Below are 13,439 nucleotides of genomic sequence, written 5' to 3' on the forward strand. Positions count from 1 at the left end.
TCCCCGGCCCTCCGCCGCCGAGCCCCGGCCGACCGGTCCCTCCGGAGCCCGTTCCGGAGCCGCCGCCCGACCCCGGCCGACCGATACCTCCGGAGCCCATTCCCGAGCCGCCGCCTGATCCTGGCCGCCCGATCCCCGGCCCAACGCCCGACCCGAACCCGTCCGTACCCGGCCGTGATCCGCGGCCACCGGTTCAGCAGGCCGGTGTTTCACCGGCCCCGCGCCGGGCACCCGCCGGACATGACATCCGATGAGCAGACCCCTGGAACGCATCCGCAGGTCACCGCCGAGGATCTGCGGATGCTGCTGGACGCGGGCAGCCCCGGCACCCGCCTGGTGCTGACCGAAGGCCGGGTCCGGCTCGCCACCGACAGTGGTGCGGACGGAATGGAGTTGATCCGGCGCCCCGAACTGGCCGACCGCATCGGCGACCACCCCGATCAGCACGAACTGGCCGAGCAGGCCGAACTACTCAACACGCTGATTCGCATGCAGGGCGCCTGAGCGCCCGCGCGAGCCCCGAGAAGGAGACGAGATGAGCCGACCCGACCGAGAGCCCACCGTCCTGGTGGTCACCTCACAGACCGGTGTGGAACGCGACGAGCTGCTGGAACCCCTGAAGCAGTTGCGCGCCAACGGAATTCGCGTCACCCACGCCGCCCCGTCCACCGATGCGGTGCAGACCTTCGTGCACGACACCGAAGCCGACACCACCGTCGACCCGGACACCGATCTGGCCTCGGTATCGGTGAGCGATTTCGACGCGCTGGTGGTGCCCGGTGGCACCGTCAACGCCGACAAGTTGCGCGCCACCAAGGAGGCCGTCGACCTGGCGCGCGGATTCGCCGACGCCGGAAAGACGATCGCCGCGATCTGCCACGGCCCGTGGCTGCTGGTGGAGGCGGATCTGATCCGCGGTAAGACCATGACCTCGTATCCGTCGCTGCAGACCGATGTGCGCAACGCGGGCGGTCAGTGGGTCGACGAGCAGGTGGTCCGGACGCAGGACGGCTGGACGCTGATCACCTCCCGCAATCCGCGCGATCTGGACGCGTTCTGTTCGGCGATCGAGACCGAAGTGGGCGCGAAGTGACGGTGACGGCACGATCATGGTGAAAGCCCCGGGTGCGGCGGAATTCGTGCCGGACACCACGGATCTCGCGCGATTGCGCGAGGCCGCGGGCGGATGTCACGGCTGCGATCTGTACCGGCATGCGAGCCGGACCGTCTTCGGCGAGGGCCCGGCGCACGCCCCGATGGTGATGATCGGCGAGCAACCCGGCGACCGTGAGGATCTGGCCGGACACCCGTTCGTCGGCCCCGCCGGGACGCTGCTGAATCGCGCCCTCGCCGATGCCGGAATCGACCGTGACGCGGTGTATCTCACGAACGCGGTGAAGCATTTCAAGTTCACCGAGCGTGGTAAGCGCCGCATCCATCAGAAGCCCGGGCGCACCGAGATCGTCGCGTGCACGCCCTGGCTGACCGCCGAGCTCGACGCGATCCGCCCGCGGTTGGTGGTCTGCCTGGGTGCGGTGGCCGCCCAGGCCGTCTTCGGTCCCGCTTTCCGGATCACCCGCGACCGCGGGCGGCTGATCGCGCACGACGATCACCGTGCGCTGGCCACCATCCATCCGGCCGCTGCGCTGCGCGCTCCCGATCGCGACGAGGCCTACGACGGGCTGGTCGCCGACCTCACCGAGGCGGCCACCGCACTGTCCGGAACGAGCTCCTAGGAGCGAAAACGCTTGCGGCACACCACGGCCGCCGCCGGTGGTCCGGCGGCGGCCGTTGCTGCCGGAGACGGGCAGCCGAAGTACGTCAGCTCGGTGTCGTCAGCTCAGCTTCAAGGAGCGGCCGATGATCTCCTTCATGATCTCGGTGGTGCCGCCGTAGATGGTCTGCACGCGCGCATCCATATACGCCTTGGCGATGGGGTACTCGCGCATGTAACCGTAACCGCCGTGCAGCTGCAGGCATTTGGTGATCAGGTCGAGCTGTTCCTCGGTGCTCCACCACTTGGCCATCGCGGCATCCTCGGCCGAGAGCGTGCCGGCGTTGAGAGCCTCGATGAAGCGGTCGACCAGCACGCGCACCGCGGTGGTCTTGGTGGCCAGCTCGGCCAGGACGAAACGCGTGTTCTGCTGGGCGCCGATGGGTTTGCCGAAGGCCTTGCGGTCGCGCACGTACTGGATGGTGGTCTCCAGGCAGCCTTCCATCGCGGCGGCGGCCATCACGGCGATCGACATCCGCTCCTGCGGCAGGTTCTGCATCAGGTGGATGAAGCCCATGCCCTCGGTGCCGAGCAGGTTTTTGGCCGGAACCCGCACGTCGGTGAAGCTGAGCTCGGCGGTGTCCTGCGCCTTGAGACCGATCTTGTCGAGGTTGCGGCCGCGCTCGAAGCCGGGCATGCCGCGCTCGACGACGAGCAGCGAGAAGCCCATCGCCCCCTTCTCGGGATCGGTCTGCGCGACCACGATCACGATGTCGGAGTTGATGCCGTTGGTGATGAAGGTCTTGGCGCCGTTGATGACCCAGTCGTCGCCGTCCTTCACCGCGCGGGTCTTGATGCCCTGCAGATCCGAACCGGTGCCCGGCTCGGTCATGGCGATGGCGGTGATGATCTCACCGGAGCAGAATCCGGGCAGCCAGCGCTGCTTCTGCTCATCGTTGGCCAGCTCCAGCAGATACGGCGCGATCACGTCGTTGTGCAGCGAGAAGCCCAGACCCGAGTACTGACCCTTGGTGGTCTCCTCGGTGATCACCGCGTTGTAGCGGAAATCCTTGACGCCGCCGCCGCCGAACTCCTCGGGCACGGCCATGCCGAGGAAACCCTGCTTACCGGCCTCCAGCCACAGCTGGCGATCCACGACGCCCGCCTGCTCCCACTCGGCATGGTGCGGCGCGACGTGCTGATCCAGAAATTTACGGTAGGACTCCCGGAACAGATCGTGTTCGGGCTCGAAAAGGGTGCGCTCCACGCCAACCTCCTAGTGACCACATCGGCAACTCGCCTGCCACATACGGTACCCGGAAGGGGAATCGCGGTTCACTTCAGATCCGAAAAAAGTCGCCTACCTGTGCGAAAAGCTTCCGCAGGTGATCTCCGCGCACCCTGAACGCGGGTAAACCTCTACAGTCCGACAGCGCCGCGGACGCGGCCCCACAGGGTGCGGCCGCGATCACGATCGCGCTCGGCCAGCAGAGCGGTGATCTCTTCCTCCAGCGCCTTGCGCACCACCTGCTGCAATTCCTCCGCGGCGGCGTCCAGATCGGTGGCGTCCTGCCACGGCGTGGTCTCGATGGGCGTGCCGATCGAGTAGTAGAACCGTTCGGGCCGGGGCACGACGGTGGGACCGATTCCGCGCATGAGCGGCGGAGTGAGATTGCCGCGGATTCCGAGCGCCTCGACGGTCCAGCGCAGCGGGCTCATCACCGGATGATCGCCGTCGAAGACCACGTCGAACACGTCGTCGGCGCCGATCATCGCGGTGGGCAGGATCGGCGCGCCGGCCTCGATCGCCATGCGGGCGAAGCCGGTACGCCCCTCCCATTTGAGGTGGTATTTCTCACCTTTGCGGCGCATCGCCTCGCGGCCACCGCCGGGGAACACGATGACGGCCTCGCCGTTGTCGAGCAGGGTGCGGCAATTGTCGCGCGAACCACGCACGCTGCCGATCCGGTGCACGAGCTCACGCACCGGCGGCACCCGCATCAGCACGTTCTCCGCCAGGCCGCGCACCACCCGGCCGGTGCGGTGGTAGATCTCGTGCACCAGCAGCGGCGCGTCCACGCCGCCGAGCAGCGTGTGGTTGCCGACGAGCATGACCGGGCCGGTCTCGGGAATGTTGTCCAGGCCGTGGAAAACCGGACTGTTCCACAGCCGCACCGGCGTCGACAGGGCGTCGAAAACGCGAAGATCGATGGCGGGCACCGTCATTCGCAACGGTGCTCCGTCACTGAGCGTGGCGGGAACGCTCGGCATCGCGGCAGCGCTCGGCCTGGCGGAAGCGTCCGGCGACGCGGACTGCCCCGGTGTTGCCGGCGAGCGCTCGGCGGTGGATTCGACAGGCATGGATTCGATGGGCATGGATTCGACAGGCGTGGAATCGACAGGCATGACATCGTTCCCGGACATTTGCACCCTCCCTGCAGCCGTTCGGTGACGCGATTCTACCGAAACGACTGTGGCACACAGACTACGAAAGCTTCAGTGCGAAGGCCCCGCTGCTTCCGCACTGCCGACGGTGCCCGCGTGCGCGTACTGCGACAGGGTCGGTGCGAGCGCCCGGGGAACCCGGGCCCGCACCCGCGTACCACCCTCCTCGTGCGAGGAGCTGATGATGCGGCCGTCGGAGTGGATGCGCGCGAGCAGATCACCACGAGTGTACGGGAGCAGCACACTCACCTCGACATCGAGCCCGCCGAGGATCTCCGCCAGCCGTTCGCGCAACTGGTCGATGCCGCGGCCGGTGCGGGCCGAGACGAACACCGCGCCCGGCAGCTGCGCACGCAGATGCGCCAGCTGCGTCGCGTCCAACGCGTCGATCTTGTTCACCACCAGCAACTCCGGCGGCCCGGATCCCTCGCCCTGCTCGCGCAGCACATCGGTGATCACCTCACGCACGGCCTTGATCTGCTGATCGGGCAGCGCGTCGGAACCGTCGACCACATGCAGCAGCAGATCGGCGCCGGTGACCTCCTCGAGGGTGGACCGGAACGCTTCCACCAGCTGAGTCGGCAGATGCCGGACGAATCCGACGGTGTCGGTGAAGACGACCTCGCGGCCGTCGTCGAGCGCGGCCCGGCGAGTAGTCGGATCCAGGGTGGCGAACAGCGCGTCCTGCACCAGGATGCCCGCGCCGGTCAGGGCGTTCATCAGGCTGGATTTCCCGGCGTTGGTGTAGCCGACGATCGCCACCGCCGGGATGCCGCTGGAGGTGCGCCGCGACCGCTTGGTGTCGCGGGCGGTCTTCATCTCCTTGATCTCGCGGCGCAACTTGGCCATCCGCTCGCGGATCCGGCGGCGATCGGTCTCGATCTTGGTCTCACCGGGGCCACGGGTACCCACACCGCCGCCCGCACCACCGGCCCGGCCACCGGCCTGCCGCGACATCGATTCACCCCAGCCGCGCAGTCGCGGCAGCATGTACTCCATCTGTGCCAGCGACACCTGCGCCTTACCCTCGCGGGAGGTGGCGTGCTGGGCGAAGATGTCCAGAATCAGCGCGGTGCGGTCGATGACCTTCACCTTGACGACCTTCTCCAGCGCGTTCAGCTGCGCGGGGGTCAGCTCACCGTCGCAGATCACCGTGTCGGCGCCGGTCCCGAGCACCACCGAGCGCAATTCATCGGCCTTACCCGAGCCGATGTAGGTGGCCGGATCGGGCTTGTCGCGGCGCTGGATCAGCGCGTCGAGCACCTGAGAGCCGGCGGTTTCGGCGAGCGCGGCCAATTCGGCCATGCTGGCGTCGGCTTGCGCGGCGTTGCCCTCGGTCCACACGCCGACCAGCACGACCCGCTCCAGTCGCAACTGGCGGTACTCGACCTCGGTGACGTCGGTGAGCTCGGTGGACAGCCCCGCGACACGGCGCAGCGCGCTGCGTTCGTCGAGTTGCAGTTCACCGACGGTGGGCGCGGCCGCCCAGCCGTTGCCGGAGTAGCCGCTGCCGTCGTCCTCGTCGGCGTCGTAATCGCTCACGCCGGTATCGGCGTCGTCATCGCCGATGCTGTAGTCCTGGTCCGCGTAGCCGTCCGTCTCCGAGTCGAGCTGCTCGATCGGGGTGAACTCGTACGTTTGTGATTTCCTCATACACCTCCATGGTCCCACGCCACAACCATCGGGCGCACTCGGATATTTCCGGCCGACGCCGGGAGCGGCCCCGGTACGGCGCAGCTCACACGGATCAGGCGCCGGCCCACCACTCACCGGCGAGGTGTCCGGAACCGACCAGCACCGAGGGGCCGCGCAACCACGCCTGCCCGTGATCGATGCCCACGGTGACGGCACCGCCGGGCACCCGGACCCGCACCTGCGCCGAATCCGCCGCCGGATCGATGCCCGCACTCGTCAGCGCCGCGGCGGCCGCGGCGACCGTGCCGGTGCCGCAGGAGCGGGTTTCGCCGACGCCGCGTTCGTAGACCCGCATATCGACCGCGCCGTCCTCGCCGAGCGCGGTCAGAATCTCCACGTTCACGCCGTGCGGGAACAACTCCGGATCGAAACCGGGTGGCACGGAGAGGTCGAGCGCGGCCAGCCCGTCGGCGGTGAGCCCGGGATCGACACAGGCCAGATGCGGATTGCCTACGTCGACCCCGACTCCGGCCAACGCGCTGCCGGCGACCGTGGCGGTGGAATCACCGAGCATCCGCACCGGGCCCATACCGACGGTGACCTCGCCGTGCACCTCGTCGAAGGAATGCACGACCACCGAGCGCGCGCCCGCCCGGGTGCCGACCACGAATTCGGTATCCCGCTGCATTCCGGTGGCGAGCAGATAGTGGGCGAACACGCGCACGCCGTTGCCGCACATCTCCGCGATCGACCCGTCGGCGTTGCGATAGTCCATGAACCAGTCCGCCGCGGCCACACCGTCGGGCAGTTCGGCCAGCTCGCCGCGCTCCACCAGCGCCCCCGCCCGGGCGACGCGCAGCACACCGTCGGCGCCGATGCCCCGGCGCCGGTCACACAGCACGGTGACGGTGTCGGGGGCCAGGCGCAGGCGGGCGTCGGCGTCGGGCAGCACCACGAAATCGTTCTGGGTCCCGTGGCCCTTGCCGAATTCGATATCGGCCGCGCCGGACACCGTCTGCACCTGCTCGCTCATCGACGTCGTTCCTCCACCCGTCCCGCACTATTCACCGGCCGCGCCGGCGTTCACCTTCGATACCGACACCCGGCGCTGCCGGGATATTTCGTACAGCACGACCGAAACGGCGCAAGGGGTGACCGGCATCGCACCCGCCGGAATCCGCACCATCTCGTCGCATGCGTCGCGCCACCGCGCGTCGAGCTCGCCGTCGTCGGCGAACACCATGATCGTCGCATCCGCGAAGGTGTGCGCATCGACCGGCTCGTCGGCGGGGTCCGCACCGACACCGACCAGCCGGGCCGGGACTCCCGCGCCCGCCCGCAATTCGGCTACGGCAGCCGGTCCGGGCACTCGCACCACCGGCACCGCGAACAACGCGCCTGCCGAGGCGCGCACACACCGCGGGTCGTATTCGTCCGCGCCGGAACCGCTGATCACCACCGCGGCGGCGCCGAAGGCGTGCGCGGTGCGCAGCACACTGCCCAGCCGCAGCGCGGAGGCCGGGCGATCGATCACGACCACCGGACGTGCCGGATCGAGGCGGACCTCCGAGCCGTCCCGGCTGCGGGTGTGCGCCAGCGCCACCAGTTCCGGTGTGCCGGTATCGGGTTCGGCGAGTTCGTCGAGGGCGTCACCGACCAGTCCGATCGCCGGCACCGCGTCGTTGTCGAGCACCTCGCGCGCCCACGCCGGCAGCGGGGCGCCGAGGCGGTACAGCACCGCCTCCAGCGGCCAGCCGTTCGCCACCGCCGCGGTGATCGGTTCGCGGCCGTGGACGAGAAAGCGGCCGTCGCGCCGTCGGCGGGCGCGGTTGCCGAGATAGGCTCGCCACTCCCCCACGGAGGCATTACGGGTCGTCGATGGGCGGGTGGTCGATGGGCGGGTCACTGCCGAATCGATTCCTGTTCGTCGAGCACATGGGCCAGTACCGCATCCGCCAGGCGCGGATCGGCGCCGTCGACCCAGTGCACGCGTGGGTCGCGGCGGAACCACGAGCGTTGCCGGCGCACGTAGCGGCGGGTGCCGATCAGCGTGCGCTCACGCGCATGGCTCAGGTCGTATTCGTTGTCGAGATGAGCCAGGACTTGTGCGTAACCGATCGCCCGGCGTGCCGTCTGACCTCGGCGCAGGCCGCGGCCGATCAATTCGCGCACCTCGTCGACGAGACCCTGCGCGAACATCGTCTCGGTGCGGGTCTCGATGCGCGCGTCGAGCTCGGCGGTCTCGCGGTCGACGCCGATGATCGTGGTATTCCATCGGGGCGTGCCGCGTTGCGGCTGCGAGGCGGCGAACGGCCGGCCGGTGAGTTCGACGACCTCGAGCGCCCGGACGATCCGCCGCCCGTCGGTGGGCAGAATGGTCTGCGCCGCAACGGGATCGGCGGCGCGCAGGGCGGCATGGACGGCGGCGATCCCGTCGCGTTCGAGAACCGCCTCCCACTTCTCGCGGACGCGGGTGTCGGTGGCCGGGAATTCCCACTCGTCCAGCAGCGCCTGGACGTACATCATCGAACCGCCCACGATGACCGGCACCCGGCCGCGCGCGAGAATGTCCTCGACGTCGGCGGAGGCCGCGGCCTGATACGCGGCGACGGTGGCCGTTTCGGTCACCTCCAGCACGTCGAGCTGGTGGTGCGGAATGCCGCGGCGCTGCTGCGGCGGCAGTTTGGCGGTGCCGATATCCATGCCGCGATACAGCTGCATGGCGTCGATATTGACGATCTCCCCGTCCAGGCGAACCGCCAATTCCAATGCCAGATCCGACTTTCCGGTCGCGGTCGGGCCGATGACGGCGATGGGCGCACTCATCGCGCACCCGCCGGATACCAGACCGACGCGTGGTAGCCCACACCGAAAGGTGCTGCGCGATAGAGGGTTTCGACCTTCGGATCGGCGGTGTCGATACCGAACAGACCGGCCAGCACCTGAAAGCCGGGACGGCCCGCCACCTCGAGTTCGGCACACAGCCGCGGGTCCAGTGCGCCGAGTGCCGCGCGGTCACCGGCGTCGAGGGCGGCATCGATCCGCTGTTGTTCGCCCTCGGCACGGGGATCGAGGTATCCGGGCGAGGTGGTGGACAGGGTCGCGGCGCCGTCGGCCACGATCAGCACACCGTGCGCGCGCGGGTCGGCGTCCAGCTCGCCGCGCAATCGGGCCCCCAGATCCACGCAGCGGGCGGGCTCGGCGCCGGGATCGACCGGCAGCGCCCGCGCCTCGATGTCCTCGCCGTCCTCGGCCGCGATCCGTCCGCGCAGCCATGCGCCCACCAGCAGCGCGGCCGGCCAGTCGAATCGCGGCTCACCGCCGGGGTCCGTCGCCGACAACGCGACCCGGACGTCCGCGCCGAAGCCGCGGAAACTGCCCACGCCGGTCGTCGGCTCGGTGCCCGCGCCGACGATGGTCCAGTGCCGGGCCTGCCGGGCCAGCAGCCGCCCCGCCTCCAGGACGGCCTCGCGCAGTTGCGGTACCTGCGCGGCCGGGTGGGTGGCGTCGGTCAGCGGAGTCGCGCCGCCCAGTTCGGGAATCAGCACGAGCGGCGAGGGAATCAGCGCGGCGACACGAAACACCCGTCAACGGTAGCGGCCGCCGGGAAACGGCAGCCGAGGCCGCCGCTCACCCGGGGTGATCGTGTTCCCACCACCCTCAACCGTCACTCGGTCCACGCCACCGTTCGCAAGAGAGGGCAATTCTGTCTATTGGCTGGTTGAATGGGATCTGCTAGGGCGTAACCAGGCAGCCGTGACGCGCGGCAGGGATGAGGAGCGATGACCGACAACAGCGGAACCGAGAAGGCAGTGCATCCGGAAACCGGCGCGGCGCAGCAGTCCAGCAATCCCGCCGCGAAGCGTCCGACTCCGGCCGATGCCGCCCCGAAGCCCGGCGCGGCGCCACGCCCGGGAGTACCCAAGCCGGGCGCGCCCAAACCCTCCGCGGCGCAGCGAGCCGAACCGGCGGCGAAACCGGCGGCGACGCACCACGTCAAACCGGCTCCCGTCCCCGGCCCCGCCCATGAGCATCCGCATCCGGTGGTCGTGCCGACCGTCAGCGATCCCAGCGAATGGGGCCGGGTCGACGACGACGGCACCGCCTGGGTCAAAACCGGCGGCGGCGAACGCGTCGTCGGCTCGTGGCAGGCCGGTGACGCCGCCGAGGGCCTGGCGCATTTCGGGCGTCGCTTCGACGATCTGGCCACCGAGGTCGCGCTGCTCGAGGCTCGCCTCGCGGCCGGCACGGACGCCCGCAAGACCAAGGCCGCGGCCGTCGCGCTCGCCGAATCCCTGCCCACCGCGGCGGTGATCGGCGATGTGGACGGTCTGGCGCAGCGTCTGCAGGCGATCATCGAACATTCCGACGAGGCGGCCGCCCACGCCAAGGAGGAGAAGGAACGCACCCGGCACGAGCACACCGAGCGCAAGGAGGCGCTGTGCGCGGAGGCCGAGCAGATCGCCGCCGAATCCACCCAGTGGAAGGCGGCCGGTGACCGGCTGCGTGAAATCCTCGAGGAGTGGAAGTCCATCCGCGGGGTGGACCGCAAGGTCGACGACGCACTGTGGCGGCGCTTCTCCAAGGCGCGCGAGGCGTTCAACCGCCGCCGGGGCGCGCACTTCGCCGAACTCGATCGCGAACGCGCCGCCGCGAAGGCACGCAAAGAGGAACTGTGCGCGCGGGCCGAGGAGCTGTCCGATTCCACCGACTGGGTGGGCACCGCCGCGGTCTTCCGGGATCTGCTGACCGAGTGGAAGGCGGCCGGGCGCGCCCCCCGCGAGGCCGACGAGCAGTTGTGGCGGCGCTTCAAAAGCGCCCAGGACGTGTTCTTCGCCGCGCGCAACGCCGCCGCCTCCGAACGCGATGCCGAATTCGGGCAGAACGCGGCGGCCAAGGAGGAACTGCTGCGCCACTACGAGGACCGCATCCCCGAGCACATCGAACCCGATTCCGCGACACTGGATTCCGCACGCGCCGCCCTGCGCGAACTGCAGGAGCGGTGGGATGCGGTCGGCAAGGTGCCGCGCGAGCGCATGCACGAACTCGAGGGCAAACTGCGGGCGCTGGAGAAGCGGGTACGCGAGGCGGTGGACGCCCAGTGGCGGCGTACCGACCCCGAAGCGATGGCTCGCGCGGCGCAGTTCCGCGAGCGGGTCGCCCAGTTCGAGGAGCAGGCGGCCAAGGCCGAAGCGGCGGGCCGCACGCGCGATGCCGAGAAGGCGCTCGAGCAGGCCAAGCAATGGCGTGAATGGGCGGATGCCGCCGAGGGCGCGGTCAGCCGGCGCTGAGCCGTTCGTTCGCCGGCCGGCGGTGTCGAGTTCGCCGCCGACCGGCCGGTACGCGCCGCCGCCCCGCGGCAATCTCGACGAGGAGCCGACCATGGATGTCCGCGAGATCAATCGAGGCGTTATCGAGCAGTTCCGCGCCGGTGGCCCGATCGAGGGGATGCACCGGGATCGTCTGGTGCTTCTCACCACCACCGGCCGGCGGTCGGGGACGCCGCACACCACGCCGATGATGTTCCATCCCGACGGCGACCGGTTGCTCGTCGTCGCCTCGAACGTGGGCGCCCCGCAACATCCGGACTGGTATCTGAACCTCGTCGCCGATCCGGCGGTGACGGTCGAGGTCGACCGGGAGACCTATCCGGCCACCGCGGTACCGCTGCAGGGCGCCGACTACGACCGGGCGTGGACGGAGCTCACCGCGTTGTATCCGTTCTTCGCCGACCACGCGAAGAAGACCGAGCGCACCATCCCCGTGGTGGCGTTGCGACGCTGAGCGCCGGACCGGCTACTTGTCGTCGCCGAACAGCCGGCGCCGGTCCTGCTCTTCCTTTTCGGCGGCCGCGATGCGCCGGCGCTCTTCGGCCTCGAGCTGGAGCGCGGTCCGGCTCCACACCACGCGGATCCAGTGGAAGGTCAGCACCACGATCCCGATCGTGGCCAGAATCAGTCCGATGCCCGGTCCGGCGCCATGGTAGTTGCCGAGGCCGGGGGTCTGGCGGTGCCAGATCGAGAGCACCCCGAAAACGCTGCCCACCGCGGATCCGGCGACCGCGACCCAAGCCAGCGCCCAGCGGCGGGTGACCAGCGCCAGCGACGAGAACCCGATCCCGAAGATCACCACGAACCATTCGAAGACCCGCGACGGCAGCCCGATGTGCTCGGCCTGCGCATGGTTGTCGAAGGCCAGCACATCCAGGCCGCGGGCGGCGCCGGCATGCGGCAGGACCAGCGACAGCAGCAGGACGAACACCGCGATCGCGACCACCATCGCCCGCGTCCCGGGATCGATCTCGCCGGCGATCTTGCGTTCGACGGCCTCGAGGTCGCCGCGGAACTGCTCGAAGACCTTCGACTCTGCGGGGTTCATGCTCTCCTCATTCGGCTCGGTCGCATCGTTCGGCTGCTGCGCCGGTGGCTGGTGCGGGTGCTGCGGCGCGGACGCGTCACCGGATCGCTCCGGTGTGGCGTCGCGATCGGCGTCCTCGTTCCCGCGTTCGGCCATCGGTCACGCCCCGCATCCGGTGTCACAACCGGCGGCCGCCGGCGGAGTCTCACAACCGGCGGCCGCCGGCGGAGTCTCCGGGGCACCGATCCGCGGCAGTCCGAGGCCCACCCCGATCGGTGCGGTCTTCGGCAGTACACCGCGTTCGTGCGCATCGCCGGCGCGGGTGCGGCGGTGGGCGTGGACCGGACCGTCGGCGATGAGGTGGTGGGGCGCCGCCTCGGTGATGTCGACGGTGACGATATCGCCGGGCCGGATCGCCGCGTCGCCGGGCCGGAAGTGCACCAGCCGGCCGTCGCGCGCCCGGCCGCTCATCCGCGCGGTCGCCGCGTTCTTCTTGCCGGCGCCCTCGGCGACCAGCAGTTCGACCTCGGTGCCGATCAGCGCGCGATTGGCTTCCAGCGAGATCTGTTCCTGCAGTTCGATCAACCGGTCGTAGCGCTCCTGGACCACTGCCTTGGGCACCTGATCGGCCATGGTGGCTGCGGGCGTGCCGGGACGGATCGAATACTGGAAGGTGAAGGCGCTGGTGAACCGCGCCTGCCGGACGACGTCCAGAGTCTCCTGGAAATCCTCCTCGGTCTCGCCGGGGAAGCCGACGATGATGTCGGTGGTGATCGCGGCGTGCGGCATCGCGGCCCGCACCTTCTCGATGATGCCGAGGTAGCGATCCTTGCGGTAGGACCGGCGCATCGCCTTGAGCACCCGGTCCGAACCCGATTGCAGCGGCATGTGCAACTGCGGGCACACGTTCGGAGTCTGCGCCATCGCCTCGATGACGTCGTCGGTGAATTCCGCCGGATGCGGCGAGGTGAAACGCACCCGCTCGAGCCCGTCGATGCTGCCGCAGGCGCGCAGCAATTTCGCGAATGCGCCGCGGTCCCGGTGTTCAGGCGCGAAGTCGGCCGGATGTCCTTGCGGCAGTGCGGGTTCGGCGAAGTTCACCCCGTAGGAGTTGACGTTCTGCCCGAGCAGCGTCACCTCGAGCACGCCCTGATCCACCAGCGCCTGCACCTCGGCGAGCACGTCGCCCGGCCGCCGGTCGACCTCTTTGCCGCGCAGCACATGCAGATCGCCGAAATGCTTGTCCACGTTGCGCATCGAGATCATCGGTGGGACGGTCGCGGTTCCC

General features: G+C 69.7%; 15 protein-coding genes. 6 read left to right on the forward strand and 9 right to left on the reverse strand.

Annotated features, from left to right (window positions below):
- Positions 1-240 precede the first annotated feature (240 nt).
- Genes A5780_RS03295 through A5780_RS03305 form a run of 3 tightly spaced genes read left to right on the forward strand, consistent with a single transcriptional unit; the run spans position 241 to position 1,736 of the window.
- Positions 241-504, forward strand: a complete 264-nt coding sequence (locus A5780_RS03295) for a hypothetical protein (protein ID WP_063017452.1) — start codon at positions 241-243, stop codon at positions 502-504.
- A 31-nt stretch (positions 505-535) separates the two neighbouring features.
- Positions 536-1,093, forward strand: a complete 558-nt coding sequence (locus A5780_RS03300) for a type 1 glutamine amidotransferase domain-containing protein (RefSeq protein WP_063017451.1) — start codon at positions 536-538, stop codon at positions 1,091-1,093.
- 16 nt (positions 1,094-1,109) lie between these two features.
- On the forward strand, positions 1,110-1,736 hold the full coding sequence (locus A5780_RS03305) for a UdgX family uracil-DNA binding protein (protein ID WP_063017449.1): 627 nt from the start codon (positions 1,110-1,112) through the stop codon (positions 1,734-1,736).
- A 99-nt stretch (positions 1,737-1,835) separates the two neighbouring features.
- On the opposite strand, the gene A5780_RS03310 is transcribed toward A5780_RS03305, so the two are convergent.
- Both A5780_RS03310 and A5780_RS03315 read right to left on the reverse strand, forming a co-directional pair.
- Positions 1,836-2,981 (reverse strand): acyl-CoA dehydrogenase family protein, encoded by a 1,146-nt coding sequence (locus tag A5780_RS03310; protein WP_063017447.1) that lies wholly within the window; start codon positions 2,979-2,981, stop codon positions 1,836-1,838.
- 152 nt (positions 2,982-3,133) lie between these two features.
- A complete protein-coding gene (locus tag A5780_RS03315; protein WP_051755243.1) occupies positions 3,134-3,940 on the reverse strand; it encodes a lysophospholipid acyltransferase family protein in 807 nt (268 codons plus the stop codon).
- Here A5780_RS03315 and A5780_RS40595 point away from each other — a divergent pair.
- The gene (locus A5780_RS40595) at positions 3,924-4,166 is read left to right on the forward strand and encodes a hypothetical protein (RefSeq protein ID WP_181068487.1); all 243 of its coding nucleotides are present in this window, start codon (positions 3,924-3,926) and stop codon (positions 4,164-4,166) included. The genes A5780_RS03315 and A5780_RS40595 overlap by 17 nt on opposite strands.
- 44 nt (positions 4,167-4,210) lie before the next feature.
- On the opposite strand, the gene hflX is transcribed toward A5780_RS40595, so the two are convergent.
- The 5 genes from hflX to A5780_RS03340 all read right to left on the reverse strand — a co-directional run bounded on the left by hflX (position 4,211) and on the right by A5780_RS03340 (position 9,378).
- A complete protein-coding gene (hflX, locus tag A5780_RS03320) occupies positions 4,211-5,812 on the reverse strand; it encodes a GTPase HflX (RefSeq protein WP_082857335.1) in 1,602 nt (533 codons plus the stop codon).
- A 94-nt stretch (positions 5,813-5,906) separates the two neighbouring features.
- Positions 5,907-6,788, reverse strand: a complete 882-nt coding sequence (gene dapF / locus A5780_RS03325) for a diaminopimelate epimerase (RefSeq protein ID WP_064901958.1) — start codon at positions 6,786-6,788, stop codon at positions 5,907-5,909.
- 66 nt (positions 6,789-6,854) lie between these two features.
- Positions 6,855-7,652 carry an RNA methyltransferase gene (locus A5780_RS03330; RefSeq protein ID WP_227462860.1) on the reverse strand — a complete coding sequence of 266 codons (798 nt, stop codon included), beginning with the start codon at positions 7,650-7,652 and terminating at the stop codon, positions 6,855-6,857.
- Between the two features lie 44 nt (positions 7,653-7,696).
- Entirely contained in the window at positions 7,697-8,620 is a 924-nt protein-coding gene (gene miaA / locus A5780_RS03335; protein WP_063017443.1) for a tRNA (adenosine(37)-N6)-dimethylallyltransferase MiaA, read from the reverse strand.
- Complete coding sequence (locus tag A5780_RS03340) at positions 8,617-9,378, reverse strand: hypothetical protein (RefSeq protein WP_063017441.1); 762 nt, start codon at positions 9,376-9,378, stop codon at positions 8,617-8,619. Before A5780_RS03340 ends, miaA begins: the two co-directional genes overlap by 4 nt.
- Positions 9,379-9,576: 198 nt before the next feature.
- Here A5780_RS03340 and A5780_RS03345 point away from each other — a divergent pair, with 198 nt between their 5' ends.
- Positions 9,577-11,085: a DUF349 domain-containing protein gene (locus tag A5780_RS03345; RefSeq protein ID WP_064907674.1), complete on the forward strand. Its 1,509-nt coding sequence runs from the start codon at positions 9,577-9,579 to the stop codon at positions 11,083-11,085.
- A 91-nt stretch (positions 11,086-11,176) separates the two neighbouring features.
- A complete protein-coding gene (locus tag A5780_RS03350) occupies positions 11,177-11,578 on the forward strand; it encodes a nitroreductase family deazaflavin-dependent oxidoreductase (protein WP_064901960.1) in 402 nt (133 codons plus the stop codon).
- Positions 11,579-11,590: 12 nt separating this feature from the next.
- Here A5780_RS03350 and A5780_RS03355 read toward each other — a convergent pair whose 3' ends face one another.
- Both A5780_RS03355 and A5780_RS03360 read right to left on the reverse strand, forming a co-directional pair.
- Positions 11,591-12,172 carry a hypothetical protein gene (locus A5780_RS03355; protein ID WP_063017477.1) on the reverse strand — a complete coding sequence of 194 codons (582 nt, stop codon included), beginning with the start codon at positions 12,170-12,172 and terminating at the stop codon, positions 11,591-11,593.
- Between the two features lie 138 nt (positions 12,173-12,310).
- Positions 12,311-13,439, reverse strand: a 1,129-nt coding sequence (locus A5780_RS03360) for a MiaB/RimO family radical SAM methylthiotransferase (protein WP_369829505.1), incomplete at its 5' end; no start/stop codon positions are given.

The sequence above is a fragment of the Nocardia sp. 852002-20019_SCH5090214 genome (assembly GCF_001665865.1).
GTDB lineage: Bacteria > Actinomycetota > Actinomycetes > Mycobacteriales > Mycobacteriaceae > Nocardia > Nocardia nova.

Bases quoted from the DNA above. Each gene is read 5' to 3' on its own strand.
- A5780_RS03350 (WP_064901960.1), top strand. From the start codon at position 11,177: ATGGATGTCCGCGAGATCAATCGAGGCGTTATCGAGCAGTTCCGCGCC.
- A5780_RS03355 (WP_063017477.1), bottom strand. From the start codon at position 12,172: ATGAACCCCGCAGAGTCGAAGGTCTTCGAGCAGTTCCGCGGCGACCTC.
- A5780_RS03295 (WP_063017452.1), top strand. From the start codon at position 241: ATGACATCCGATGAGCAGACCCCTGGAACGCATCCGCAGGTCACCGCC.
- hflX (WP_082857335.1), bottom strand. From the start codon at position 5,812: ATGAGGAAATCACAAACGTACGAGTTCACCCCGATCGAGCAGCTCGAC.
- A5780_RS03315 (WP_051755243.1), bottom strand. From the start codon at position 3,940: ATGACGGTGCCCGCCATCGATCTTCGCGTTTTCGACGCCCTGTCGACG.
- A5780_RS40595 (WP_181068487.1), top strand. From the start codon at position 3,924: ATGGCGGGCACCGTCATTCGCAACGGTGCTCCGTCACTGAGCGTGGCG.
- A5780_RS03345 (WP_064907674.1), top strand. From the start codon at position 9,577: ATGACCGACAACAGCGGAACCGAGAAGGCAGTGCATCCGGAAACCGGC.
- A5780_RS03300 (WP_063017451.1), top strand. From the start codon at position 536: ATGAGCCGACCCGACCGAGAGCCCACCGTCCTGGTGGTCACCTCACAG.
- miaA (WP_063017443.1), bottom strand. From the start codon at position 8,620: ATGAGTGCGCCCATCGCCGTCATCGGCCCGACCGCGACCGGAAAGTCG.
- A5780_RS03305 (WP_063017449.1), top strand. From the start codon at position 1,110: ATGGTGAAAGCCCCGGGTGCGGCGGAATTCGTGCCGGACACCACGGAT.